The 23,675-nt window shown below is 37.0% G+C and carries 21 protein-coding genes; 12 read left to right on the plus strand and 9 right to left on the minus strand.

From position 1 onward, the window contains the following. Positions 1–148 precede the first annotated feature (148 nt). Positions 149–1,096: a formylglycine-generating enzyme family protein gene (locus WQ54_RS26635; protein WP_046589115.1), complete on the plus strand. Its 948-nt coding sequence runs from the start codon at positions 149–151 to the stop codon at positions 1,094–1,096. Between the two features lie 152 nt (positions 1,097–1,248). Here the strand turns inward: WQ54_RS26635 and WQ54_RS26640 are convergent, their stop codons facing one another. The 3 genes from WQ54_RS26640 to WQ54_RS26650 all read right to left on the minus strand — a co-directional run bounded on the left by WQ54_RS26640 (position 1,249) and on the right by WQ54_RS26650 (position 4,566). Further along, positions 1,249–2,160: a DMT family transporter gene (locus WQ54_RS26640; RefSeq protein WP_046589022.1), complete on the minus strand. Its 912-nt coding sequence runs from the start codon at positions 2,158–2,160 to the stop codon at positions 1,249–1,251. 454 nt (positions 2,161–2,614) lie between these two features. After that, positions 2,615–3,529, minus strand: a complete 915-nt coding sequence (locus tag WQ54_RS26645) for a hydroxymethylglutaryl-CoA lyase (RefSeq protein WP_269431593.1) — start codon at positions 3,527–3,529, stop codon at positions 2,615–2,617. Between the two features lie 158 nt (positions 3,530–3,687). Beyond that, complete coding sequence (locus WQ54_RS26650) at positions 3,688–4,566, minus strand: LysR family transcriptional regulator (RefSeq protein WP_046589024.1); 879 nt, start codon at positions 4,564–4,566, stop codon at positions 3,688–3,690. A 149-nt stretch (positions 4,567–4,715) separates the two neighbouring features. Here WQ54_RS26650 and WQ54_RS26655 point away from each other — a divergent pair, with 149 nt between their 5' ends. Genes WQ54_RS26655 through WQ54_RS26675 form a run of 5 tightly spaced genes read left to right on the plus strand, consistent with a single transcriptional unit; the run spans position 4,716 to position 8,505 of the window. Next, complete coding sequence (locus tag WQ54_RS26655; protein WP_046589026.1) at positions 4,716–5,417, plus strand: CoA transferase subunit A; 702 nt, start codon at positions 4,716–4,718, stop codon at positions 5,415–5,417. Positions 5,418–5,437: 20 nt separating this feature from the next. Then, complete coding sequence (locus WQ54_RS26660) at positions 5,438–6,091, plus strand: 3-oxoacid CoA-transferase subunit B (protein ID WP_046589029.1); 654 nt, start codon at positions 5,438–5,440, stop codon at positions 6,089–6,091. Between the two features lies 1 nt (position 6,092). Continuing rightward, positions 6,093–7,271, plus strand: a complete 1,179-nt coding sequence (locus WQ54_RS26665; RefSeq protein WP_046589030.1) for an acetyl-CoA C-acetyltransferase — start codon at positions 6,093–6,095, stop codon at positions 7,269–7,271. A 13-nt stretch (positions 7,272–7,284) separates the two neighbouring features. Continuing rightward, positions 7,285–7,497 carry a hypothetical protein gene (locus WQ54_RS26670; protein WP_156178164.1) on the plus strand — a complete coding sequence of 71 codons (213 nt, stop codon included), beginning with the start codon at positions 7,285–7,287 and terminating at the stop codon, positions 7,495–7,497. Positions 7,498–7,557: 60 nt separating this feature from the next. Next, entirely contained in the window at positions 7,558–8,505 is a 948-nt protein-coding gene (locus tag WQ54_RS26675) for a phosphotransferase family protein (protein WP_046589034.1), read from the plus strand. A gap of 235 nt (positions 8,506–8,740) precedes the next feature. Here WQ54_RS26675 and WQ54_RS26680 read toward each other — a convergent pair whose 3' ends face one another. Further along, a complete protein-coding gene (locus WQ54_RS26680; protein ID WP_046589036.1) occupies positions 8,741–9,640 on the minus strand; it encodes an AraC family transcriptional regulator in 900 nt (299 codons plus the stop codon). Positions 9,641–10,257: 617 nt separating this feature from the next. Here WQ54_RS26680 and WQ54_RS26685 point away from each other — a divergent pair. Continuing rightward, positions 10,258–11,811, plus strand: coding sequence for an arylsulfatase (locus WQ54_RS26685; protein WP_046589037.1), 1,554 nt, complete (start codon positions 10,258–10,260; stop codon positions 11,809–11,811). Positions 11,812–12,007: 196 nt separating this feature from the next. Here the strand turns inward: WQ54_RS26685 and WQ54_RS32195 are convergent, their stop codons facing one another. From WQ54_RS32195 to WQ54_RS26700, 3 genes are all read right to left on the minus strand, one after another. Then, positions 12,008–12,580 (minus strand): MFS transporter, encoded by a 573-nt coding sequence (locus tag WQ54_RS32195; protein WP_084822339.1) that lies wholly within the window; start codon positions 12,578–12,580, stop codon positions 12,008–12,010. Between the two features lie 210 nt (positions 12,581–12,790). Beyond that, on the minus strand, positions 12,791–13,813 hold the full coding sequence (locus WQ54_RS26695) for a quercetin 2,3-dioxygenase (protein WP_046589038.1): 1,023 nt from the start codon (positions 13,811–13,813) through the stop codon (positions 12,791–12,793). Between the two features lie 70 nt (positions 13,814–13,883). Then, positions 13,884–14,459 carry a TetR/AcrR family transcriptional regulator gene (locus tag WQ54_RS26700; RefSeq protein ID WP_046589040.1) on the minus strand — a complete coding sequence of 192 codons (576 nt, stop codon included), beginning with the start codon at positions 14,457–14,459 and terminating at the stop codon, positions 13,884–13,886. A 405-nt stretch (positions 14,460–14,864) separates the two neighbouring features. Between WQ54_RS26700 and WQ54_RS26705 the strand changes: the two genes are divergently transcribed. Both WQ54_RS26705 and WQ54_RS26710 read left to right on the plus strand, forming a co-directional pair. Continuing rightward, complete coding sequence (locus WQ54_RS26705) at positions 14,865–16,076, plus strand: cytochrome P450 (RefSeq protein WP_046589042.1); 1,212 nt, start codon at positions 14,865–14,867, stop codon at positions 16,074–16,076. A gap of 307 nt (positions 16,077–16,383) precedes the next feature. After that, complete coding sequence (locus tag WQ54_RS26710; RefSeq protein ID WP_084822340.1) at positions 16,384–18,456, plus strand: glycosyl hydrolase 115 family protein; 2,073 nt, start codon at positions 16,384–16,386, stop codon at positions 18,454–18,456. A gap of 130 nt (positions 18,457–18,586) precedes the next feature. On the opposite strand, the gene WQ54_RS26715 is transcribed toward WQ54_RS26710, so the two are convergent. Beyond that, positions 18,587–19,348 carry an MBL fold metallo-hydrolase gene (locus WQ54_RS26715; protein ID WP_046589043.1) on the minus strand — a complete coding sequence of 254 codons (762 nt, stop codon included), beginning with the start codon at positions 19,346–19,348 and terminating at the stop codon, positions 18,587–18,589. Positions 19,349–19,465: 117 nt separating this feature from the next. Between WQ54_RS26715 and WQ54_RS26720 the strand changes: the two genes are divergently transcribed. Continuing rightward, the gene (locus tag WQ54_RS26720) at positions 19,466–19,876 is read left to right on the plus strand and encodes an Lrp/AsnC family transcriptional regulator (protein WP_046589045.1); all 411 of its coding nucleotides are present in this window, start codon (positions 19,466–19,468) and stop codon (positions 19,874–19,876) included. Between the two features lie 81 nt (positions 19,877–19,957). On the opposite strand, the gene WQ54_RS26725 is transcribed toward WQ54_RS26720, so the two are convergent. Then, positions 19,958–21,151: an MFS transporter gene (locus WQ54_RS26725; RefSeq protein WP_046589047.1), complete on the minus strand. Its 1,194-nt coding sequence runs from the start codon at positions 21,149–21,151 to the stop codon at positions 19,958–19,960. 80 nt (positions 21,152–21,231) lie between these two features. On the opposite strand from WQ54_RS26725, the gene yeiL reads away from it, so the two are divergent. Both yeiL and WQ54_RS26735 read left to right on the plus strand, forming a co-directional pair. Next, entirely contained in the window at positions 21,232–21,903 is a 672-nt protein-coding gene (gene yeiL, locus WQ54_RS26730) for a transcriptional regulator YeiL (protein ID WP_046589048.1), read from the plus strand. Between the two features lie 480 nt (positions 21,904–22,383). After that, on the plus strand, positions 22,384–23,520 hold the full coding sequence (locus WQ54_RS26735) for a GntR family transcriptional regulator (RefSeq protein ID WP_046589049.1): 1,137 nt from the start codon (positions 22,384–22,386) through the stop codon (positions 23,518–23,520). Positions 23,521–23,675 lie beyond the last annotated feature (155 nt).

The following is a 23,675-nucleotide window of genomic DNA, read 5'->3' on the forward strand; positions in this document are numbered from 1 at the left end:
CTAAGGTATAATTTGTTTATGATAGATTAATATTGATGTTTGAATTACTTTACTATTAAAGAAATTTGAAATAGCTAGGAGCCGGATCAAAAAATCCTAATGTTCATCATTTAAAATAATATGGAGGGTTGTAACAGTGTTAGAACAAATGCCAAAATCTTGCTGTAGCGTAAGCAGAAACAATATAGATGATCAACTAAAATTAAATACCCCTCAAAGGGAAAAAGATCCAATCGATTTATCTGATTTTGTTCACATAAAAGGCGGAGATTTTCTAATGGGAACTGAAACGAAAGAAGGGTTTCCAAGCGATGGGGAGGGTCCGGTTCGTAGGGTAAGGGTAAATGACTTTTCTATTTCTCCATATACAGTAACAAATAAAGATTTTCAAGCCTTTGTGGAAGCTACAGGGTATATTACAGAAGCGGAACAATTTGGATGGTCTTTTGTTTTCCATTTACTGGCTTCGAAAGAAGTGAAAGCAAAAATAAAACAGGTTCCACAGGGACTTCCTTGGTGGCTGCCAGTTGAGGGGGCATATTGGAAAAAGCCTCAAGGATTTGATTCCACGATCACTGATCGATTAAACTATCCTGTTGTGCATGTATCTTGGAATGATGCAAATGCTTATTGTAAGTGGTCTGGGACAAGGCTGCCAACAGAAGCGGAGTGGGAGTATGCGGCACGCGGGGGATTAGAACAAAAAATATACCCTTGGGGAGATGAGCTAGAACCAGACGGAGAGCATCGCTGTAATATTTGGCAAGGAACGTTTCCTGCCACCAACAATGCTAGTGACGGGTATGTTGGTACAGCCCCAGTAGACACCTTTGAACCTAATGGATATGGGTTATATAATATGTCGGGGAATGTGTGGGAGTGGTGCAGTGATTGGTTTTCGCCAAAGTATCATAGGCAAACGACCAAAGATAATCCTAGATATACGAAACCAACAGGGAGCCGATCTATGCGTGGAGGTTCATTTCTTTGTCATCTTTCTTATTGTAACCGTTACCGTGTAGCAGCAAGAAGTTCCAATACACCTGATAGTTCTACAAGCAACTGCGGATTCCGAGTTTTAGCAGATGTTAGATAATTCTAGATATTAAAATTAGAGATAATAAAGCATTAGTCCCTTAAGTTCATGGGAGTAATGCTTTTTATCATTTAACCCACCTATTCGGATACTAACATAATTAGATGTCTGGTCTCTTTAATTGAAGATCAGCCCATTATTTTCATTTAATTTTACGAGATAGACCTTGTCTGTACTTCAGCCTGCTTTTGCTTTGGGGTTGCAAACTTCAAATTTCCGGCGACTATTCCTCCTAAAATGAGAGAAACACCAATCCATTGTGACAAGCTTACATGTTCAGCCAGAATGAGTGAAGACATTGTAACGGCAACCGGAAGTTCAGATGCTGTTAAGATTGTGCCGAGTCCGGGACCAATTTTTGGCATGCCGATTGAAAATAACAGCGGCGGCAGAGCAACACCAAAAAAGCCAAGCAATAATCCGTACGGTGCTATTCCCGTTAAGACGGGTAAATTAAATAAAAATGTTGGTGGAAACACTAGGAAAACAACAATTAACCCACCGGTCGAAAGAAACGCACTTTTCATAACAGGAGGAGTGCCTTTTCCAACAGAGCTGCTTAAAAAAATGAATGTTGTAAATGTTAAGGCAGAGAGCAATGCCCATATCGTACCATCCCATGAAACAACAACTCCCCCAACTGAAGCAATGCCTGTAGCTAGAACTGAGCCGATTAAGAGAATAACAATTGAAACCAATTTATCTTTTGCTGGTTTTTTCTTAAAAAAGATAAATTCAAACAAGGTTCCAATCCAAACAAATTGAAATAAAAAGATAATTGCGAGTGAAGCATTAAGTGTTTGTAGAGCTTGATAATAAAACACACCAGTCAAACCAAATGGTATCCCAGATGCTAAAAGTTTAAAAGCTTGAGATAATGTCAATTTCTTCTTTTTCGTCAAGAAGACCATGATCCAAAGGATGAGCGATCCAAAAAAGTATTGTCCTCCGGTTACTTCAGTAACTTCAAAACCTGCCGAATAGGCAAGTTTAACAAAAGTTGATAATATCCCGTAACAACAGCCTCCTAAAAATACGACTAATGCATAATGCCAATTTTTCATAACTACATCCCTTCCTTTATTTCAAGAGCTTTAGCAGCGCAATAGTAGCTATGGGGTAGATAAGAAGTTCAGCTTTAGAAAAACCTCCACAGCCTTGCTATTACCATGCGCTATAAAAATGAACGTTTAAATTTACATAAAAAAAAGCCACACAACTGCCAAAAGGCAGTTGTGTGGCGAAAATAGAGATTATCTCTAGAAAAATCCACGTCCTAAAAAGGTTTTATTATTCAAGTTACATTACGAGTTTAAAATCAACTCTGAAACTTGTCAAGGTATTTCATTATATTGAACACTAGCTAATCCAGTTTCCATGCAATAGTGAAGATGATTGCATCTTTCCATTTCTATTTTTAATTTTACAGAATGGCTAACATGCTACAGAGGACCTTTACCAACATTTCCTCCTTGTTACATAAGAGATTATTTATCTCTTAAATGCAAAAGGATCTATTCAGACTTGTAAAGTATGACTAGGTAATGGCCTTCCCACTTTCTCTTGTATGAATTTAGCTGCATCTAATAGATTTTCCTGATTAATCCCTGTCCTAATGCCCATTCCATCCAGCATATACAACAAATCATCGGTTGCTAAATTTCCAGATGCACCAGGAGCATATGGACAACCACCGAGCCCTCCAAGTGACCCGTCAAAACTAGTGATCCCCATTTCCAAGGAAACCAGAACATTTGCCATTGCCAAACCGCGGGTGTCATGAAAGTGCATGGCTAATCGTTCAGAAGGAAAGCGTTTAAGAAGAATTTCTAACATTTTCTGCACCTGCAATGGATTTGCCACACCGATTGTATCACCCAGCGATAATTCTCTAATGCCCATTTCAAATAGAGTCTCTGCTATTCGGATTACTTTTTCGACAGTGACAGATCCTTCGTATGGACAGCCAAAAACAGTTGAAACATATCCGCGAACTGTTTTTCTTACAGCTAGAGTTTCTCTTGCGACTTCTTCTATAATAGGAAATGTTTCCTTAATTGATTTGTTAATATTCTTCTTATTATGTGTTTCACTTGAGGACATAAAAACAGCGATCTCATCGATATTAGCATCTAATGCACGCTGCAATCCTTTCACATTGGGGACCAGTGCTGCATAGGTAACGCCTGATACACGCTCTATATGTTTTGCTACCTCATATGCATCAGCTAATGCAGGAATCCACTTCGGGTTTACAAAGGAAGTTACTTCAATATAAGGTAAGCCGCATTGAGATAATTGATTAATCCAAGCAATTTTATCCTCTGTAGAGATAAAGGTCTTTTCATTTTGCAATCCATCCCTGGGTCCAACTTCATTTACGGTAACTTTTTCTGGGAAATTCAACATAAAGTTGCTAATGGAAACGGTCATTTCTTTATATCGCCCCCTTGTTAAGCGAACAACTTAAATGGCTGGAAGAAATGAAAACTCGATGCTCTGCAGCACCATAAATCTTTACTAGAAATAGAATATTATTTTGTTATAGAAGATATGCCTTATTTTGTATATTAACATCTCTTTATGTCCTATTATTCCTCACCCACTCCCAGCATCTGCAGTAACTTTCTCAAAGCAAATGAATGATACGCACCTTTTTTTGTTATAATACCTAATTTCCAATAAAGCGGTTCAGATAAGGGAATAATGCAAACGTTCGGATTATTTTGCTTATTATATATTGATTTTGGAAGCAAAGTGATTCCCAGTCTGGCAGCGATGAGTTCGATAATTAAGTCCCACTGAGAGCTTTGATAGGCAATAGTGGGATGAAAGCCTGCATTTAAACATGCTTGTTTAATGTAATCGTGGAGGGTAAATTCTTCTGAAAATATAATAAAATGTTCTTTTTCTAATTTACTCAACGATACTGACGTTTGTCCAGCAATTGGGTGGTCTTTATGAACATATGCAACAAATTCATCGGTGAAAAATGGATAACAATGAAAGGAAGCTTCGTTTGTTGGAAGGACAATGATGCCGAGATCGATTTGTCCGTTATCAACGAGTCCGCCAATTCGTTTGGCACCGAGCTCGACAAGTTCTAGTGATACATTTGGATATTTTTCATAAAACCTTAGCGCGATGTCAGGAAAAAACAAGGTACCGATCAGAGGCGGAATCCCCATCCTTATCTCACCTGCTGCAATATCCATCAGTTCGTCTAGTAATATCTTTATCTCTGACAAAGAGGAGAGTGCTTTTTGCCCTTGCTGGTAAACAATTTTTCCTGCATCTGTTAACCGAAGGTGCCTGGTTGAACGGTCGAATAACTCAACATGCAGTTCTTCCTCTAACTTTTTAACCGCCTTACTAAAAGAAGGCTGTGACAAATAGGAATGTGCAGCAGCTTTTGTAAAGCTTTGATGATTAGTCACTTCGATAAAGGCTTTAAGGTCTCGTAATTCCATTTATTGAACCCCCTATATTTATTCCAATTATTCATGCAATCTATTCTTTTTATGTATTTTACTTATAAACACACTGAATGTAAACTCTTACATAAGGAATGTTCAAAGTAGTGGTATCTTTGTCCAGTAAATATTGGGAGGAGAAATGAATGAAAAATAGCAAAGTCATAACTTCATTTTCGGAAGCGGTTTCAGATATTCATAATGGCTCGACCTTAATTGTCGGAGGCTTTGGATTGTGCGGGATTCCAGAGAAATTGATTCAAGCTTTACGTGATCAAGGAACTAAGGATTTAACCGTCGTAAGTAACAACTGTGGAGTGGATAATTGGGGGTTAGGTCTATTACTTGCTAATAAGCAAATCAAAAAAATGGTCTCATCATATGTAGGGGAAAACAAAATTTTTGAAAAGCAATTTTTAAGCGGGGAATTGGAAGTGGAGTTAACACCGCAAGGGACTCTAGCAGAAAGAATACGAGCCGGCGGTGCAGGTATTCCTGGCTTTTATACGGCTACAGGGATTGGGACGCAAATTGCTGACGGAAAAGAAATAAAGGAATTTGACGGAAAATCCTATCTGCTTGAGCGCGGTATCGTTGGAGATTTTGCCCTTGTAAAAGCATGGAAGGCGGATACGCTCGGTAATCTTGTGTACCGAAAAACATCCCGTAATTTTAACCCATTAGCAGCAATGGCAGGCAAAATTACCATCGCTGAGGTTGAAGAAATCGTAGAACCAGGTGAACTGGATCCAGAAGAAATCCATACACCAAGTATTTATGTTCAGAGATTGCTAGTTGGTACAAATTATCAAAAAAGAATTGAGAGATTGACAGTGCAAGAAGCATAACAAAGGGAGGAGTGAAGAAAATGAGCGATAAAAGAATGACGATAGTAAAAAGAGCGGTTCAGGAAATAAAAGATGGGATGAATGTCAATCTTGGTATTGGAATGCCTACATTGGTGGCAAATGAAATACCCGCAAACTTCAGTGTGTTATTGCAGTCAGAAAACGGTCTGCTTGGTATTGGACCATATCCGTTTGCTGGTGCGGAGGATCCGGATTTAATCAATGCTGGAAAAGAAACGATTACAACAGTTCCAGGAGCAGCTTATTTTGATAGTGCGGAGTCGTTTGCAATGATTCGTGGCGGTCATATTGATCTAGCTATCCTTGGCGGAATGGAGGTCTCTGAAACTGGAGATCTTGCCAATTGGATGATTCCCGGAAAAATGGTAAAAGGAATGGGAGGGGCAATGGACCTTGTCAATGGCGCCAAAAGAGTGGTCGTCATTATGGAGCATGTGAACAAACACGGAGAAAGTAAAATTAAGAAGAAATGTTCCTTGCCGCTGACTGGACAGCATGTAGTACACACACTAATCACAGACCTAGGTGTCTTCGATTTTACACAAGAAGGCATGGTGCTAACGGAAACACTTGGCGGTGTAACGGTTGAGGAAATAAAGGAAAAAACGGAAGCAGCCTTTACCGTGGCACCAGAACTAATGGGGGTTAAATAAGATGGCAAAAACGGTCATTTTAGATGGAGCACGGACTCCGGTCGGTAAATTTGGAGGAGCACTTTCGTCCTTAAAGGCAACAGAGCTTGGAGCTTTTGCGATGAAGGAAGCCTTGAAACGAGCAAACGTTGCTCCTGAAAGTATCGATGAGGTCATCTTTGGGAATGTTCTGCAGGCAGGGCAGGGTCAGATTCCTTCTCGTCAGGCTGCCCGAGAAGCAGGTATTCCTTGGAATGTGAAGACAGAAACAATTAATAAAGTATGTGCTTCAGGACTTCGCAGTGTGACGCTTGCAGATCAAATGATCCGCTTGGGGGACGAAGAGGTGATCCTCGCAGGGGGGATGGAATCAATGTCCAACACTCCTTATGCAGCCTTTAATATGCGTTTTGGGGCTAGAATGGGAGATGCACAGATGGTTGACTTGATGATTCACGATGGATTATCCTGCAGCTTCACAGGTGTGCATATGGGGACGTATGGCAACCTGACAGCTGAGAAATTTGAACTGTCACGTGAGGAGCAGGATAGCTGGGCTGTGCGCAGCCATGAACGTGCGTTGGAAGCGATAAAAAGCGGTACAATGCGTGAAGAGATTGTGGCTGTTAAAATTCCTCAGCGTAAAGGAGATCCTATCATTGTTGATACTGATGAAGCCCCGCGTGAGCATACAACAAAAGAAGTGCTGGCAAAACTGAAACCAGCGTTCGGAAAAGACGGCACAATTACAGCTGGAAATGCACCTGGAGTTAACGATGGAGCAGCGGCACTTGTTTTGATGAATGAGGACCGTGCGATAAAGGAAGGAAAACAAGTTTTAGCCAGCATCATTGCTCACGCTGAGGTAGCAGTTGAAGCAGAACATTTTCCGCAAACACCTGGATTAGTAATAAACGAATTGTTAAAGAAGACAGGAAAATCAGTCGAGGACATTGATCTATATGAAATTAATGAAGCTTTCGCAGCAGTAGCGCTGGCCAGCATAAAAATTGCCGGAATTGATCCTGAAAAAGTGAATGTAAACGGGGGTGCAGTTGCTTTTGGACATCCTATTGGAGCGAGCGGTGCACGTATTATTTTAACACTGGCCTATGAATTAAGACGACGCGGAGGCGGTGTGGGAATAGCAGCTATATGCTCGGGCAGCGGGCAGGGTGATGCAGTGATGATTGAGGTGTAAGATGATCTGTTTTTTGAATTTAAATATCAGAAAAAAGATGTGGTGCCAATTCTATCGATTTGGCACCATTACTTATTTCATGAACCTCGTTAAGATGATCATTGTGCACGTTTATTCAATTATGTATCCATTTATACTCTGGCTTATTATTTATGATATTACAGGGAAAGGAAAAGTGCCGCTTCGAAATGTTCAATCAAATAGAATGATTGAGTTAATCGCATAATTAGGAGATAATTGGAATGAAAGGGCTTTAGAAAGAAAATCGAAATGTGGTGGTAAAGAAATGACTAAATTAGATAGTAATATTGCCAAAGAAATAGCCTCCGCCTATTTACAGGAGTCAATAAACTCAATAGATCCTATTGTAGGAAAGGGATCTGTTAATCAACTTTTTATTGTACGGTCAAACAATAATGAAATTGTTGTTAGATTGAATCATGATCGAAGGGCAATGATAGAATATGAAAAGGAATCATGGTGTATAGATCAAGCAATTCAATCAGGTATTCCAAGTCCAGATGTGCTGGCGGTTGGACAATATGGTGAGACTCCATATATGATTCTCTCTTTAGTAGAGGGTGAACATGGTGAAAACTCACAAATTGAAAATAAATATATATGGAGAAAAATAGGGCAATATACAAAAGCCTTTCATTCAATAAAAGTCAGTGGCTTTGGAGAAATATTGGCAGACAGAGATAGCGGTGCGTTTGAAGCGCCATTACATGAAAACTTTGATGGAACATGGTTAGGGTATATAAAATACAATATTAATAGCCTAACTGCAGAGGATGAGCTGATTAAATTAGGTATTTTGACAATCCACCAATCTGAAACAATAAAAAAACGGTTTGAAAGGCTGCTAGAACAACCATTTCAGTTTGGTTTGACTCATGGCGATCTTTCTTTAAAGAATACGATTGTTAATAAAGATGGTTTGGTGAGTTTACTAGATTGGGGCAGTGCAGCAGTTAATATTGTTCCTCATTGGGATCTTATTCTTTGCTTGCAATGTCTGATTGATGGGAAGTTAAATGCAGCTGAATTTCAAGCATTCCTAGAGGGCTATGGGATCACCAGATCGCAATTTCTTTCAATGGAAAAAGATTTACATACACTCATCTTATTAAACGCATTTGATAAACTTCGCTGGGCAATTGACTGTAATCCTCTATGTATTCCTGATTTTGTAAAGCGAGCAAAAATTGTTGTAGGCTTATTTTTGGACTAGTTAACTAATAACCCAACAACCAAAAAGTATGATCGTTCCTCTTGATTTATACAGGGAATTGGCATGCCTGGCTTGGGATATTTTAGTATAAGAAGAAAAAGTTTATAAAGCGACATGATTTAAAAGTGATATTTAGATCATTCGAAAATCCCAATTTCTTTGGATGAATCTTTAGAAATTGGGATTTTTTTAACTTAGTAAATTCTATTAATGCAGCTGTACCTACATATATAATTTATTTTTTTAGTTTCGCAATTCGTTTTTTGAACGGAATGTAAATGTCAATTTCTTTGTTCTCTCTTCCATGGCATCTTTCGTCATACAGCTCGAATTCTACTGATCCACTATGTTCATAGCCTGATTGCGGAAACCACTCTGTAAAAATATAATTCCATGTTGACTGAATAGAAGCGGTAAACGATTCTTCATTTGATTTTGGTGTAGTAAATACCGCGAACTCCAGCTCTGGGAAACTTTTATACACCATTCCTTCAGGAGCTTGGGTATCCTTCTCTACTTCCATTCCTATGATATAAACGAATTCGCCAGTTTCAGGTTTAAAATCAGTGCAAATGCCTAGCTCCACACATTTGTGTATGGGATTTGGAATGTTTGAGCCCAATTCATTTTGCAAGTACTGCTGCCAAAATGCCGGAATGTCGATATTGTTTTGACCATTCACATTCTTCGTTTTTAGTTCGTATCCAATGATGTGAAAAGCTGGTTTAGTGATTAATTTTGGTTCCATCCTATATCCTCCTGATAAGGGTAATATATTCAGGCAGGCTTTACCACGTAAGGGTCCAGATATTCGTTTGGCGTTTCGGTATTGCCTCCTTGAAACGCCATAAAACTTTTTGAACGCCCGATTGAAAGATTCCTGGTATTGAAAACCAGCCTCAATTGCTATTGTAATTACCTTTTCATCTGTATAAAATAAACGTTCCGCCGCATAAGTGAGCCTTCTTTTTCTGACATAATCCATCACAGACTCTCCTACAATTGCTTGGAATACACGATGATAATGAAAAGGAGAAAAACAAGCAACCTCTGCTAATTTCACTAAAGTAATTTGTTCCTGCAAGTTCTCCTCAATATAATCAAGCGTTTGTTGTATACTGGCCGCATAATACATTCCCTTTCACCTACCCTACATTTACTATAACAGCAAACGTATATTCGTTCTTAACAATTTTTGCTACAAGTATTTTTTTATTTTATAAGAGAGTCATTATTTATGCTGCATGAGTAAAAAAGGGTTAATTACAGCTTCAAGGTATACGGAAAAGGAATGCTATATTTAATTGATATTGTTTTACTGTACAATTAAATTAATTTAATACAGGTTTATTGTAACAAATATCGTATTTTTACTGTTTTTCCACTTCATTAACAATCTAAATGCATTAAAAGAATTTTTTAATATTTACAGTTATACAGAATAAGGTAAAAATGGAGGCTCTTAATCTTTCAATACTCAGATTTTGGGTTGTTTTTTGATATTTTACTTAAGTGTATTTAAATTGTCATTCATTTAATAAAGAAAATTATTGTTGACAAAACAGGAATGTAAACGTATTCTTTTAACTAAAGTTACAGAATATTTGTATTAAAACATATTTTTGGTGTATTTAAACATCTAGGTTTACACAATTTGTTTCTTAATTAGAAAAATTACCTCACAGATAAAAACAGATAACGGTACTACTAGATTTAAAGAATTAAATTCAAAAAAATTTAGGAGGGATAGGAATGGCGGTAAACAATCCTAATATTATATTGATTCTCGCAGATGATTTGGGATTTTCAGATTTAGGTTGTTTTGGTGGTGAGATCAATACACCAAATTTGGACCACCTTGCTACTGACGGGCTACGTTTAACCCAAGTTTATAACTCAGCTCGTTGTTGTCCAAGCCGGGCTTCGTTGTTAAGCGGATTATATCCGCATCAAGCTGGTGTAGGAGAGATGACAGAGGATCGTGAAACTCCAGGATATCGCGGCTATTTGAAAGATCAGTGCGTTACTTTGGCTGAAGTGTTAAGAGAAGGCGATTATCACACGTATTTATCTGGTAAATGGCATGTTGGTAAAATTGGACCCATTGAAAGAGGATTTGATGATTTTTACGGTATTTTAGGAGGCTTTACAAGTTTCTGGGATAAAAAAGAATACATACGTTTGCCCGAAGGCCGACCAGAACGCAGTTATAAAGAAGGTGAATTTTACGCGACAGATGCCATAACAGACCATGCATTAGATTTCCTTGAGGAATCCCGTAAGGATGAACATCCATATTTCCTTTACCTCTCATATAATGCACCCCATTTTCCATTACAGGCTCCGAAAGAGGAGATTGCTAAATATGAAAAGGTATACGAGAAAGGCTGGGATAAAATTAGGGAAGAGCGCTTAGAACGAATGAAAGAGCTGCAAATTGTGCCTGAAAGTACGTTATTAACACCGAGATCAGAATATTGGAATAGGGATAGGGATATTTATGGAACAAATCCGCCATGGGATTCCATTGATCCAGATCGTCAAAAAGATTTAGTTAAAAGAATGGCTATTTATGCTGCGATGATCGATCGTATGGATCAGAACATCGGGAGAGTAATTGAAAATTTACGTGTGAATGGGGAATTAGACAATACATTAATCTTATTTTGCTCTGATAATGGAGCATGTGCTGAATGGGATCCATGGGGATTTGATGACTGGATTACAACGTCTAATTTTTTACATCGTAAGGAGGATCTAGAGAAAATGGGCGGCCCTGATACTTATCATAGTTACGGTTCAGGATGGGCGAATGCGTGTAGTACACCTCTTCGTTTATATAAACACTATGGTCATGAGGGAGGAATAAGTACGCCTTTCATCGCTCATTGGCCAGATAAGGTGAAGCGTAAGGGAGAAATCGATCATCGTCCAGGACATTTTATCGACTTTATGGCTACTTTTGTTGATATTTCTGGTATCTCTTATCCTAAAACATATAAGGGCCAAAACATTCTTCCGATGGAAGGAGAAAGTTTAATGCCGATCTTAGCAGGAGAGAATACTCCGCAAAGAATTCTTTGTTTTGAGCATGAGCAACATTGCGGTATCCGTCAGGGAGAATGGAAACTATCAAAAGTAAGAGAAAAAGATTGGGAACTTTATAATATTAAAAATGATCGAACAGAAATGCATAACTTGAAGGATGAATATCCAGTACTGGCAGATGAAATGAAAAAAACATGGGAAGAATGGGCTGAAAGGACAAATGTTTATCCTCGTAAGTTAACAAAAATACCCAGATAATACTGCATGTTTTAAAATGCACTAGAAAGAAGCTGTCTCAAAACCAAAAGGAACCAGACCTTTTTGAGGCAGCTTCTTTTATTGATTAAAAAAGCTAATTCCTCTCCGAATTTAACTGATTACTAATAGCCTTCTGACCTGAAACCTTCCTAAATTGCCTTAAATAAATAAGAAAGACGAAAATGATAAGCAAGGCCTATACATCATAAATATTACTGAAATTTAAGCCTTCTTGATTTTGTAAAAAAGGATTTAAATGAAGGGAAGAATCTTTTATTTCTAATGCTTTGCTAATGAATGTGGTGGCCGCGGCACCTGCAATAAAGTTAGTCATCATAAATACGCCAATTTCTACTCCGGATTGATCTTTTGGTAATGTGCGGGAAACCGTATAGGCTAAAGAGATTTGGATAAACGTCTGCCCCGTGCAGGCAAATACCAAGACAATTATGATAACAAAAGGAGTTAATCCTGCCATCAGTGATAAAAGCGTGTAACCAATTAAAAAGCTACTTAAGGCTGTATAGGTTAAAACATTGTTTCCTTTCCTACTTGCTAATCTGCCAGCCTTCATCCCTAAGGCGGCTGCTAATAAAGCGCTAGGAAACATGATGAAGCCGCTAATAATTGTTGATAGACCATTGACATTTTGCAGGAGAAGCGGTGTTAAGTATGGAATACCAAAGCTTATCCCTGAGCTCAAGCCTGAAACAAGAATGCCAATTGTGTATTTTTTATTTTGAAACAGCCGGAAGGCTTTAATAGAAATTCTTTTGTAATCGTTGGAATGGCCATATTAAACATAGTTGAATTCATGACCGAAATTACTAAAGCGAAAGCAAGGACCATGATTAGCTAATCGCGATGATTTTGTTCGGTGCTTATCATTGTTTGCTGCATGTATGTTCTCCTTTTATTTTACATCATTTTTCTCCAATTAAACGAAACTTGAGCAAGAGAGATCTCTTACTCATGCCTTTTACTTGGAGTGGTTGCTGACTACCTTCAAATCCAATCTATCAATTTTTTCTAGTACTCTATCAAATCTTAAAGGTTGGGGTTCATTAGGGAATATATAATGGTTATATGGATCACCCAATGTTCGGAAAAATGGCTCAAATAAGCCGGATGCCAACAGTCCTACCATTTTCGTGTAATGTGAATCCAAACGGTATGAATGAATCGTATTGGCAGGTACATGCAGAAAATCTCCAGGATTTAGTTGGATTTCTTCTCCATTTGCCCACATTGTCATTTGTCCCTCGAGGCAAAAGAAGGTTTCTGTATGATGTTCATGGTAATGTTCTACAATCGGTTCACCCTTAGGACCTTCAGAAGAAACAATAATAAATTGTCCATCAGTATTTGTTTGTGCGGCAACAATTCTATGTAATTGGTCACCGGTTAGGAGACGATCACCTTCTCCAGATTCAAGCACATATGGAATGACTTGATCGGGTCGTACAGTATTCGTTACAAGTACAGCAGGTTTAGATAAATGGTCTTCATTGATAAATTTTACATCAGCCTTGGCAGCAGCTTCAGTGAAACGTTCTGAAGAAAGGCTGCTGCTCCCGTGCGGCGGATATTCCACCTTATCGTAAGGGTTTCCGATAATAGAATAAAGCTTTGCTGTTTCACCTTTTGCCGTGTAAGAAACAAACCGGGTTCTATGGCTCTTCATGCGATAACTGTGTATTGTTCCTGCTGGAATATGTGCATAATCGCCTGATGTAAGAAGATGATGCTCGTTGTTTAGTGTTAGTTCAAGTCGCCCCTCAAGGACAATTATTCCCTCGTGAGTTTCGTGATGTAGATGGGGAGAAAAAGCATCGTCTTTTCCACCTGAAATGAGTACCATTTCAAAGATATTTCCTGTGCTATTTGCATCAGCCATTACAGTGGCAACCTGTCTCCCTAAAAGATAGCGATTCCCTTCACCACTTCTAAGTAAGTAGGGAGTTTTTTCTTGTGGAAGCATATTTGTAAGAATACTAGTCATAACAATACTCCTTTCACGCAATAAAAATAGACCAGTCTATATAATTTTAGATGAAAGGGTTGAAAGATGTCTACCCTTTTTTCAATAAGATTTGTGGAATGGTTTCAGATATGGTGAGGAGGGGTGTTTTATCCTTATTTGTGATCGAAAGCATAATTCCTCCTTCAATCATTGCATTTATCAACATTCCCAGTTTAAACGCTGCTTCGTCTTTAAACCCATTTTCGATTAACTTATTAGCAATAATGGTTTCCCATTTTTTAAAGGACTGCACACATATTTCACGCAAAGGCTCACTTAATAAGGAAGTCTCGCTGGCTAACAATCCGACAGGAATTCCTTCAATTTTCTCTGGATGATCAAATTGGTTGGCTGTTTCAAGAATGAATAATTGGATTGCTTTTACCGGATCAGAAACTGAATCCATGGATCTTTTCAGCTTTGATTCAATGTATTGGCTCGTATATTTAACAGCTTCAATTGCAAGCTCTTCTTTGCCGTTAGGAAAATAATGATAGAGGGATCCCTTAGGAGAACCGCTTTCCTTAATTATTTGATTTAATCCTGTTGCATGGTATCCCTGCAACTGAAAAAGTCTTGATGCTGTTTGAAGAATCTTTTCACGTGAGTCAACTTTACTTGCCATAAAGGCTCCTCCTTTGATTTTAGAAAGACCGACTTATATAACTATAGAAAACAAATGATTTCATGTCAAAAATAAATGGGGAGTTATCATGAAAAGGCATAATTCGTCTGGTTTCTAATAATGATATTATTCATTCAATCCCTAATTGACATCAGCGATTATTCCTAAAAAGGGTCATTTATTTATGATTAACTCAATATAGAAATAAAGAAGTTTGAAGAATTTCATCAAAAGTTAAAGATTAACCGAACAAAAACATAGAAAATTTTGGTAAAATTAGGTGACTCTTCAAAGTTATTTGAGGTGATAAATGCAATTTTTGAAATCTAGTAATTATGAAGAGAGATAATAGTTAGTTTAGAAAGGGAAGTTGATGATTGTAATCAATAAAAAGGAGAGAGACGCATGGAAAAAATGGCATTCGATTTGTATTCATCAGAGTACCAAAATGATCCTTATCCAATATTGGCATATTATAGAAAGCATGATCCTGTGCATCCCTTTATCATTACCCTGGGAGAATATCAGCGACAAGCGTGGTTGATTACTCGTTATCAAGATGTCCTCACTTTTTTAAAAGACAAAAAAGTGACAAAAGATGTTATCAATGTAGTAAGCTCTGATGTAGAACAAACTCAAGATCAACAGCAAGAATTGGATTTTATTGTTAATAACATGTTATTTAAAGATCCGCCTGACCATTCTCGTCTAAGAACTTTGGTTCATAAAGTATTTACTCCTAAAATGATAGCAGGACTCAAAGATAGGATCGAACAAATCTCTAATGAACTGATAAATGAAATGAAAACGAAAAAAGATGTTGACCTATTGGAGGATTATGCAGTTCCCCTTCCTGTAACCGTTATTTCTGAAATGATGGGTATTGCAAAAGAAGATCGTCATCAATTCCGGGAATGGTCAAATGCCATTACAAACGTTTCAAATGGGGATAATGCTTCAAACTATCAAGAATCTATTAAAGAATTTATTCAATATCTTGAAAAAATAATTGAGAAAAGAAAAAAGAATCCGAGTGATGACATTATTAGCGGGTTAGTTATAGCTGAAGTGAATGGCGATATGCTTTCCCATAAAGAACTGTTATCTATGTTATTTTTATTGATCGTTGCTGGGCATGAAACAACCGTGAATTTAATAGGAAATGGAATGCTGGCACTTTTGCAGCAACGTGATCAATTAGAAAAATTAAAAGACCATCCAGAGTATATGAAAACAGCTATAGAAGAGTTTCTCCGCTTTACCAATCCAATTGAATTTGCCACATCTCGTTATGCAGTTGAAGATTTTACGTTTAGAAATCAGGAAATTAAGAAAGGGGATTTTTTATTTCTAGGTTTAGCTGCTGCGAACCGTGACCTCGATCAGTTTATAAATCCTGACAAGCTTGATATCACAAGACATCCCAATAAACATCTAGCCTTTGGAAATGGGATCCATTTCTGTTTAGGTGCACCTCTTGCCCGTTTAGAAGGTCAGGTTGCTTTTCAACATCTTATACAAAACTTTCCTGACATGACACTTCGTTCCGATATGGAATTAAAATGGAGACATTCTGAACTTTTTAGAGGATTGGAGTCATTTCCAATTATTTTGTAACTGTATAGAACTTTTTAGGCGCTTTTCCAGAATAGGTAAAGCGTCTTTATTTATGGCTGTTTTTCTCAAAATTTGTTGTTATTTGTGGAGTATTACACTGTTTTTTATTATAAAACATCTGAATTTTGAATTTAATCTTCTGAAAAACTCCAATAAAATATAGAAATGCATTCATATAAAAATACCGGGCTTAGGTCCAGGAATTACTGCATGCGTTTCCACACCTGTAAACCGACGAAAATTAATGTTTATAAATGTAGTAGAAAAAATCATAATTCTATCAAAGCTGATAAATAGGAGGAAGAACATGCAGGATGTTTCACATGTAGTAGTTGACCGTCAATGTATCATTTCTGTACCTGAAAACATTACAAAACCAGTACAACATGTGTTGGATATGATTATCAGAGATCATAAAAAAGTATTTGGTTATCAGCCAGAACTGAGAACAAAAACTGTAAAAGAGGCAACGATTACTATTCAATATGCAAACAATAAGAATGAATGTCCTGATAGGCCAGAAGCCTTCGGTTTCCGGTTTACCGATAACAATGGAAAATGGTCATTAACCATAAATGGATATGATGATTTAGGGATTATCTATGGTTTGCTGTACTATAGCCAACAATTTTTAGGAGTTGATCCTTTTTGGTTTTGGGCAGATTTAGAAGTGAAACAGAAGACTGAAGTTCACATTCCTGCAATTCCATTTGACTCAGTTGAGCAAAAGGTGAAATACCGCGGCTGGTTTGTCAATGATGAGGTGTGTTTAATAGGCTGGAAGGAAGAGTATCCGCCAACAAAAGAAATATGGTATCCGGTATTTGAAGCCTTATTAAGATGCGGCGGGAATATGGTAATTCCTGGAACAGATCTCCCGAGATATGGGATTCATGCAGACTTAGCGTCAGAAATGGGGTTATGGTTAACCCATCACCATGCAGAACCACTAGGGGCAGAAATGTTTTTGCGCGCATTTGCAGGGAAAAAGCCTAGCTATAAAGAACATCCTGATCTATTTGAAGCTCTATGGGAGGAAGCCATTCAGAAACAAAAAAATGAGAAAATTGTCTGGGTCCTATCTTTTCGTGGACAAGGAGATGCCCCATTTTGGCTGTATGATCCGGAATTTGATACCCCTGAAAAAAGAGGTGCTCTGATATCTAATGTTGTTCATAAGCAATATGAAATGGTCTGTGATGCTGTTGACCGCCCTGTCTGTTGCATAGCTCTTTATGGTGAAATTGCTGAATTATATAAAGAAGGACATATACAAGTCCCGGATGACATAATCAAAGTTTGGGCAGATAATGGATACGGCAAGATGGTTTCACGGAGACAAGGAAATGAAAACTACCGAATCCCTGCTTTGCCAACGGCTGATGATACCGGAGAACATGGAATGTATTATCATATCACATTTCATGATCTCCAAGCTTCTAATCATTTTACAATGTTTCCATCACCTCTGGAGCTGATAAAAGAAGAAGTTGAAAAATCATTTGATGCGGGTGTATCCTCCTATCTTTTGCTGAATAGCGGAAATATCCGTCCCCATCTCTATCCATTAGATCTTGTAAGCAAATTATGGAGTCACGGAACGATCGATGTAGAAGAGCATTTACAAGACTTTATAAGTCGTCTGTATTCAGGTCATGACAAAGAATTAATTACCCTGTACAAAAGCTTTTTCACAAAAACAATTAAGTATGGCCAAAATGCCGATGACAAAGCAGGTGAGGAGTTTTACCACCATCCTGCTAAAAAAATAATTGGCCATTGGCTCCAAGGTAAAAAGGAGCTTCCGTTGCAAAAGCTATTTTGGGCAACAGGTGACATCTCTTTTACCGAACAAGTTAAATGGTTTAAAGAAAAATGTGAAGATGGTTTAATAGGCTGGGAAGATTTATTGAAAGAATGCGAGAACATTTCTTCTCAACTTTCAAAAATTGATCAGCTGAGGTTCTTTGATCAGTTTATCTTACAGGTGGAATTACATGTTTCTGGATGTAAAGGATTTATTTCTTTATGTAATGCATATTTATCTTTTACTAAAAAGAATCACCCACTGGCATTTGTTCAGGCATCTCAGTCCATCTGGTATTACAGGGAAGGTCAGAAAGCGTTAAAACAAGCTGAACATGGAAAATGGAAAAATTTCTATCGAGCAGATTGGTTAACAAATATAGAAAGCACCATTTATTCATTAGAGGCTTTAAGGAAATTTCTAAGAATGCAAGGAGATAGTCCTGATTTCTTTATATGGTATAAAGAATATTTGATGCCGGAAACAGAAAAACATATTTATTTGGAAAATACGCATCGAAATCCTTTGTCAGATGATGAATTAGCAAAAAGGTTAGCGGAAAAATTTTTATAATTAAGGTCTTGGATAACGTTGAAGTGATGTAATAAAAAAGGATCTTCTGGTATTTCAATTTAAATCATAATGCTTAGTAATCATATTGATAAAAACAGACAGAAAGTTTTCTTTTTCTGTCTGTTATCAATTAAAAAGAGTACGATTGTCCATCATCCGGCACTAATACTTGAGAAGATATTCCTTTTTCATTAATAAAGCTTTTTAATTCTTCTCTTGATAATGTCCAATGATTGACAGCTTCCATATGAACGGAAATAATAATTGCGATAGGGGCAGCCTTATATACTTCATAGATATCTTCTTTTCCCATGACGAGAGAACCGCCTTCTAGGAATTGATTATCTCCGCCATTTACAACGATGATTTCAGTTTTGTGTGTTTCGATCACTTCTTGGACAGCTTCATACCAAACTGTATCACCTGCTACGTATAAAGTTTTTTCAGTTGGATGCTTAAAGACAACGCCACACACTTCACCAGCTAGTTTTACTATTTCTCCTCTTCCGTGCTCGCCTTTTGTTTTTATTAACTTGACTTCTTCAAATACTGTCTCTTCCTGTAGAACTTCAACATCATGAAAACCATCGTTTCTAACCACTTTTGCATCTTCTTCATTTTGTACAAACATTTTTAGATCCTTCGGCAATGCCTCTTTGGCAGCATTATCATAATGGTCCAAATGTAAATGAGTGACAATGACAGCATCTACATGATTTATAATATTGTCAACGGATGTCGGTAAGCTCGCTAAAGGATTTTTTTGATCTTGTCTTAATGAGTTCGGAAAAGGTGGATAAGTTCCTTTATCTGCTAAAAATGGATCTATCAAAAACTTTTTGCCCGCATAATTGACAACGAGTGTAGCATTTCGAATTTGTTGTATTTTCATCATTATTACTCCTTTTCTTTGATTTACACATAGTTTATACTATGACCGAATAACATTTACATAGATAAAATCAAGTCTTTTGGGGGTTTTACTTGAGAAATGAAAGGAGTTGAATAAATGTTAGATCATACGGATTTACGGATCCTGGATGAACTCACCAAGAACAGTCGGATTACGATGAAAGAATTGGGAGAGAAAGTCCATTTAACAGGACAAGCAGCCTCGGCAAGAGTGGCAAAATTAGAGGATAGCGGCATAATTGAGGCATATACGATTAAAGTGAATCAAGCAAAAATGGGTTATTCTATTCATGCAATTGTCACAATCTTTACAAAAAGCACTCATCATCAACCATATCTCTCATTTATTACAACACAAGTAAATTACATCATCAATAACTATAAAATCAGTGGAGAAGGTTGTTATCTTCTAGAATGCAAATTCCCATCTAATGAACGATTAGATCAATTTTTGGTAGACTTAAACGAGCACGCAAATTATAAGTTATCGATTGTTATTAATAAGTAGCACATCTATAAATGAATGGATTTCCGATATGAAAAGGGAGCAATTCTTGACTGAGAATTGCTCCTTTTGGTTATGGTACATTTACTTTAACTCGGGTGAACTAAACATCATAGCCGGGGTCTCCTTTTTATGTTCAATACTTCGATAAACAAGAGCAATCAGCATCGATGGAATGGTACAAATAATCATTCCAAGAAAGGCGTATTTAGGCTCAATTTCGTATAAATAACCTCCAAAAATCGTAAACGCAGCGGTGCTCCAGCTAAGTGCCAGCGCTGAATAAATCCCTTGTGCCTTCGGGATCTGCTCAGGAGGAATATGTTTAATTAGGTATTTCATAAAGGCGTAATGTCCCATTGCGAATGAGCACGCATGCAAAGTTTGTGCGATACAAAAAACAATGACATTTGGAAAGGAAAATACTAAAATCCAACGTACTGTTGAACCAAGTGCCGCAAGTGTCAGTAAGGACCCGACTGAAAATTTATGAAAGCTCTTATCTGCAATCAAGAAGAAGATGATTTCTGCGATGACTGCAATGTTAATAATCGTGCCGATTAGGTATTTCGGTGCATGGATTTCCTGTAAAAAGATATAGCCATAATTATAATAAGAGGCGTGTGCCGATTGAAGTAAAATCACTATAACAAGCACCAAACCAAAGTGTTTTATCCGAAATAATTCCAGCATGCCGCCTTTTTTTGTTCGGCCTATTTGGGGTTTATTGGATAAAATAGCTGGTGCACGCATAAAACCAAGAAACATGAATACCGATATCCCCAGTAACAGTGCCCATAAAATTACTTCATCTCCCAATGCCCCTGTAAAAAAGGTTAAGATCATTCCGGCAACGACAAATCCTATCGATCCCCACGAACGGCTTTTCCCGTAATGTTTTAACTGTTTACTTTGAACAAGGAAGCCTGCCGCACTATCTAAAGCAGGCATTAATGTAGGGTAAAAAAAATGTAAAAGCAACGTTACCACAACTAAACTAGCAAAGGAATTTGCTGGAATATAAAACAAAATCGCAATGAGTGTCCCGACTGCCATTCCATTTAATAAGGTTTTACTGCTAAATTTTCCAGATAAATAAGGAAACGCAATGAAAGTTGAAAAACCTCTTGCAATCAAACCTAAGCTCATAATTAAACTAACTTGTGATACCGAAATCCCTTTTGTATGAATCATCCATCCAGACCAATAAGGCAGGAAAATTCCCCATGTCATATAAAAACTAAAAAACTGTTTACTCATCCAGCGTTGCGTGTTCATTATGTATCCCTCCAATGTTTGCATGATATCATGGAGTCAAATACAATAATATGAGATATCTCATATTATTGAGGTGGGTTATGAAAATTTATAAAAACGATAAAAGGCAACACTATTTGGATAAGTACTCTATTGCACATTTATTTTCTTTTCCAATTGAGGAGAATATTCAAGTTCATGAATACAAACGTGACGAATGGATTATTAAAGAAGGTATGCGCCCGGATTTTTTATTTTATGTCATAGAAGGAAAAGCGAAAATTTATGTAACACATCAAAATGGGAAAGTTTCCTTACTTAATTTTATCAATGCGAATGATTTTATTGGAGAAATGGAATTATTGAATGAGGTGTACTATACAAAAGGTATTCAAAGTTCAACTAAGACGGTTTGCTTTGCGCTGCCCTTTCACCACTACCGCACCCAAATGCTGGAAGATGTAACATTTCTGCGTGAACTAACCAAATTCTTAAGCATAAAAGCAACACAAATGGCTGCAAAGTATTCCCAAAGTCTCGCCTTCCCCCTTGAAAACCGGCTTGCGGATTTTATCTTGCAAACCGCTGATGAAGAAGTCTATAAGGAGAAACACGTAACGGTCTGTGATTTTTTAGGTGTTTCATATCGGCACTTATTACACGTTCTTGCACATTTTTGTGAACTAGGGTATCTGAAAAAGGACGGACGCCGCTATCGAATTCAGCAGCACAACCGCCTATATGAACTTGCTGAGAAGATGAGGAATAAATAGTTATTTTTTTTATTTTGAAGTATTTCATTCAGTAAAAAGTTGCTTTTCTGTTAAAAATGAAACAACTCATTTAACCTCGCTCTTAATTCAGAACGGGGTTTTACATTGCTAATTGTACCTTCTTTATTTGCTCATATCTTAAGTAGCTGCTAGGAGATAGATTTACCAGAAAATGTTTATAATAAAAAGTCCAGTTTTCTCGAAATTGTTTGAATATACGTACAATTTATACTATTATTAGGTAATAAACAAACACTTACGTATAAGAAGATAAAACAAAGAGAAAACCATTGATCTATATGTAAACGGATTTTTTATTGTTATCATTTAGATATAGGTGATTGTCCCTCCTTGTAACGATTACGAAACATATACGTACAAGGGTATATTAAAGCAATAGTTCTATGAAAATATTTACGACTAAACTCTTTTTATTTAGTTATATTAATAAACCCTATTGGTACAGTAAGAGGTGTGCTTATGACAACGAAATATGACATTGTAAAGAAAGAAATTAAATCTAGAATACTTGACGGGACTTTTCAACCATTTCAAAAAATACCCTCTGAAAGTGAATTAATGAAGCAGTTCGGTGTTAGTCGTCATACCGTTCGTGCCGCTATTGGTGAACTTGTCAATAAAGGGTGGCTTTATCGAGAGCAAGGCGCAGGTACATTTTGTGCGGACCGATCGAGTGATGAAAGGTTAAAAAGTGGGGTAAATCAAAGGAATATTGCTATTATTACGACTTTTATTTCAGATTATATTTTCCCTTCCATTATTAGCGGTGCTGAAGCATATTTGAGTAAACAAGGTTACAATGTTAGTTTATTTAGTACAAATAATGAACATGAGAATGAGAAAAGGGTCCTAGAAAAAATATTAACCGAACCCTTTGAGGGCGTAATTGTCGAACCTACCAAAAGTGCGATATCTAACCCAAATATCAATTATTATCTAAATATTGAGCGTTTAAATATACCTTATATTATGGTAAATGCTTATTACGATGAATTAGAGCCTCTGAGTATAACGATGAATGATGAAAAAGGCGGTTTTATCCAAACTGAGCACCTTATTAAATTGGGACATACAAATATAGCAGGATTCTTTAAAACCGATGATCTTCAAGGTGTAAAAAGGATGAAGGGGTTTATCAAAGCACATCGCAACAATGGACTTTCTATTAACCCTAATTTTATTGTGACCTACAATTCAAGTGAAAAAATTACTAAGCCTCTTGAGGAACTTACAAAGCTCTTATCCTTAGACCGCGGTGTACAGCCAACAGCTATTGTTTGTTATAATGACGAACTAGCGATTAGTCTGCTAGATGTTCTGCGAGAGAAAAATATCCGTGTTCCAGAAGACCTATCTCTTATTGGCTTTGATGATTCTATTATGGGAATACTTACAGAGGTAAAACTAACAACTATCAGTCATCCAAAAAGCAAAATGGGTGAGAAAGCAGCAAATATGATTGTAGATTTATTGAAAGAGAAAAATGGTCAGTCATCAAAAATGGTTGAACAAGTCAACTCAGTTGTATTTGAGCCAAGTCTTGTAATACGTAACTCAACAAAAGAATTGGATATTACTAAATTGGTAAACCAATAATAGTTTAGGTAAAAACCTTACTTAAAATGGTAATAGATGATATTGAAAAAAGAAGGGTCCAATTATTTTTGAATTTTAAAAAAATTAAAAAAACTATTGAAACTGATAAAACACTCTCATATAATAGGCAATAGAAATATATACGTACGAGTTTT

The sequence above is a fragment of the Bacillus sp. SA1-12 genome, from assembly GCF_000981385.1.
In the GTDB taxonomy this organism is placed as follows: Bacteria; Bacillota; Bacilli; order Bacillales; family Bacillaceae; genus Metabacillus.

Bases quoted from the DNA above. Each gene is read 5' to 3' on its own strand.
- WQ54_RS26635 (WP_046589115.1), top strand. From the start codon at position 149: ATGCCAAAATCTTGCTGTAGCGTAAGCAGAAACAATATAGATGATCAA.
- WQ54_RS26640 (WP_046589022.1), bottom strand. From the start codon at position 2,160: ATGAAAAATTGGCATTATGCATTAGTCGTATTTTTAGGAGGCTGTTGT.
- WQ54_RS26645 (WP_269431593.1), bottom strand. From the start codon at position 3,529: ATGACCGTTTCCATTAGCAACTTTATGTTGAATTTCCCAGAAAAAGTT.
- WQ54_RS26650 (WP_046589024.1), bottom strand. From the start codon at position 4,566: ATGGAATTACGAGACCTTAAAGCCTTTATCGAAGTGACTAATCATCAA.
- WQ54_RS26655 (WP_046589026.1), top strand. From the start codon at position 4,716: ATGAAAAATAGCAAAGTCATAACTTCATTTTCGGAAGCGGTTTCAGAT.
- WQ54_RS26660 (WP_046589029.1), top strand. From the start codon at position 5,438: ATGAGCGATAAAAGAATGACGATAGTAAAAAGAGCGGTTCAGGAAATA.
- WQ54_RS26665 (WP_046589030.1), top strand. From the start codon at position 6,093: ATGGCAAAAACGGTCATTTTAGATGGAGCACGGACTCCGGTCGGTAAA.
- WQ54_RS26675 (WP_046589034.1), top strand. From the start codon at position 7,558: ATGACTAAATTAGATAGTAATATTGCCAAAGAAATAGCCTCCGCCTAT.
- WQ54_RS26680 (WP_046589036.1), bottom strand. From the start codon at position 9,640: ATGTATTATGCGGCCAGTATACAACAAACGCTTGATTATATTGAGGAG.
- WQ54_RS26685 (WP_046589037.1), top strand. From the start codon at position 10,258: ATGGCGGTAAACAATCCTAATATTATATTGATTCTCGCAGATGATTTG.
- WQ54_RS26695 (WP_046589038.1), bottom strand. From the start codon at position 13,813: ATGACTAGTATTCTTACAAATATGCTTCCACAAGAAAAAACTCCCTAC.
- WQ54_RS26700 (WP_046589040.1), bottom strand. From the start codon at position 14,459: ATGGCAAGTAAAGTTGACTCACGTGAAAAGATTCTTCAAACAGCATCA.
- WQ54_RS26705 (WP_046589042.1), top strand. From the start codon at position 14,865: ATGGAAAAAATGGCATTCGATTTGTATTCATCAGAGTACCAAAATGAT.
- WQ54_RS26710 (WP_084822340.1), top strand. From the start codon at position 16,384: ATGCAGGATGTTTCACATGTAGTAGTTGACCGTCAATGTATCATTTCT.
- WQ54_RS26715 (WP_046589043.1), bottom strand. From the start codon at position 19,348: ATGAAAATACAACAAATTCGAAATGCTACACTCGTTGTCAATTATGCG.
- WQ54_RS26720 (WP_046589045.1), top strand. From the start codon at position 19,466: ATGTTAGATCATACGGATTTACGGATCCTGGATGAACTCACCAAGAAC.
- WQ54_RS26725 (WP_046589047.1), bottom strand. From the start codon at position 21,151: ATGAACACGCAACGCTGGATGAGTAAACAGTTTTTTAGTTTTTATATG.
- yeiL (WP_046589048.1), top strand. From the start codon at position 21,232: ATGAAAATTTATAAAAACGATAAAAGGCAACACTATTTGGATAAGTAC.
- WQ54_RS26735 (WP_046589049.1), top strand. From the start codon at position 22,384: ATGACAACGAAATATGACATTGTAAAGAAAGAAATTAAATCTAGAATA.